We start from the raw sequence: 2,115 nt of genomic DNA, 5'->3' as shown, positions 1-2,115 counted from the left end.
CAGTGTTCCTGCTTTCACGTTCTCTGTCATGGTGAAGTCTGTGTTTACATTGATATCAGAAAGAATGGATGGAGTCTTTACTAAGGGATTACTGCCAGCCATAGAAGCAGTAAACGAGACGGTATTGCTTCCGTCCTTATTCGACGTGGCGGTAAAGTTGGATATTTTTCCTCTATCGTCAGTGGCAGTAGCTGTTCCTAACACGGGATGAGAAGAAGGGCTGGATGATGCCCCTTGATTGGAGTATGAATGCTTGGAAGGGTCAACAGTAAACGAATGGGAAAGTCTGGCACTCGCATTTGATGCACTACTATAACCTCTATTATCCCCCTTAAACCATCCACCAAATTCCCTGAATGGGGCGAATGATCGAACATTGACTGACCAAGGCCACATACCATCCGGGTCAATAAACCGCATTGGATTGCCAAACCCATAGGTGTACGGAGACCAACGCCTTCCTTTCTCAGCCATTGGATCCACCGCGGCCCAACGCCCAATCTCGGGCATGTACATCCGTGCGCCATAATCCACATATCCTGTTCCCACTTGAAGTTCTTTTTCGTTGTACAAATACCGATTTATACCGTTTCTGAGGTTCTGAGGCTGTACGGGGCTATTTCTGTCGATACTCAATCCAAAAGGATAGTAATTTCAATGCTTCAAAGAACGTTTGGCAAAAGTGCCGTTTGCTACCTTTGGCAAGCTACGGATTTTTCTTTTTCACCGGAATACCAGATCGGTTTCTTATTCATTTGAAAAAGAAAAGAACGGAGGTGCGGATATGTTTTACCTCCAAACAGAGGTACCCGATAGTAGTATATTCTATGCTATTACACTACAGTTTTCTTTTGCAGTGAACTACCTATTTAAGTGTTTGTTTATCAATTCGTTGAGTGGTTCATTTTGGCTAGTGGTCTACATATGAACTACGAACCACTTTTTGACCTGTGCATTTATAGGTCAACTAATTGAAAATGAGCATAAATAATACCATTTCAAACACAATAACATCGCGGAGACTCGGAATATCCTGCTAGTTAAGCGAGTTTTGCATCGCGTATTTCTTTGGCAGGAGATTTCAAACATACAGGATATGTTTGAAGAGTGCAAACAGAACGAGTACCTAAATGGGTTCTAAATTGGATCACTATCTAAGATTAAACAGATTTTTATGGTCCCTGATGCACTGATACGTGATTTTAACGCCAAATGGCAATTTGCTGTATAATAAACCAGGCTCCCGATTGAGAGCCTGGTAAGAGCATAATGACTCGAAAAATTACATAATTTCAAGAGATGTCAACCATAATTCAATTTAACAGTATCTAAATAATGATAATTACTTGGGAATAATCCTTTTATGGCATCAGAAATAGAAAAAATATGATTTTCTCCGTATTGGGCTATGAATTTCTTCATACTATTTTGATCCATAAATCCTACAATCAAGCACCCTAAATCTCTATTTCCATAAACGGAAATTATTGACTTGGTAGAAGATATAACCATACAATTAACGACATCCGCGATTGCATCTGCCGCGCCTTTTTCAGGTTGCATATGTAATAGAGTTATATAATCAGAAAAGGAATCTATTTCGGAAAAAGTAAAAACATTATACTTTTTGAAATGATAATAATAATAATTTTCCGGATTTGGATCTAGAGTAAAAAAGAACGATGAACCTGCAATGCTGACAAATGATTTGTAAAACTTTTCTAGGCAAAAAGCATCAAATTCCAGAAAAATAAAGTGTTGCGCCTTCTCAAATATTTGCCCCGGAAATTCAACGTTCAGGTTAAAAATATTGTTAACCTCTCCCTTAATATCCTCATACATTAGTTTATCAAACACATGTTTCATTCTTTTCCCAGTCTAATTTTGGTCTTTAGTTCTCCATTTTTAAACGCATCCGCTGTGGCGCCACCTGTAGATTTGGCATTATCTCTAACGGTATATTTTTTATCTCCTTTCGTATAGTTTTCTACTTTGCCATCCTTGCTCTTAGTTTTATCATAACCCGATTCTTTCAAACTCTTCTCGAATTGAGATTTATTTACATCTGTTTCACGATTATGAACACTTTCTTTTCCAGTTTTATTTTCGTACTTG

At 38.2% G+C, this 2,115-nt stretch carries 2 protein-coding genes and 1 pseudogene; all 3 read right to left on the bottom strand.

Annotated features, from left to right (window positions below):
* Positions 1-639 (bottom strand): annotated as a pseudogene (locus RB622_RS30010) (RHS repeat-associated core domain-containing protein); the annotation flags it as partial.
* Positions 640-1,302: 663 nt separating this feature from the next.
* Positions 1,303-1,866, bottom strand: coding sequence for a hypothetical protein (locus tag RB622_RS30005; protein ID WP_308050531.1), 564 nt, complete (start codon positions 1,864-1,866; stop codon positions 1,303-1,305).
* Positions 1,863-2,115, bottom strand: a 253-nt coding sequence (locus RB622_RS30000) for a hypothetical protein (protein ID WP_308050530.1), incomplete at its 5' end; no start/stop codon positions are given. The genes RB622_RS30005 and RB622_RS30000, both read right to left, overlap by 4 nt.

This window comes from Dyadobacter sp. LHD-138, from assembly GCF_030929615.1.
GTDB lineage: Bacteria > Bacteroidota > Bacteroidia > Cytophagales > Spirosomataceae > Dyadobacter.
The sequence above is the reverse complement of the archived record's forward strand: the minus strand, read 5'-3'. Positions and strand labels throughout refer to the sequence as shown.

What these genes read in the sequence shown, in the direction of transcription:
- RB622_RS30005 (WP_308050531.1), bottom strand. Translation starts at nt 1,866, where the DNA reads ATGAAACATGTGTTTGATAAACTAATGTATGAGGATATTAAGGGAGAG.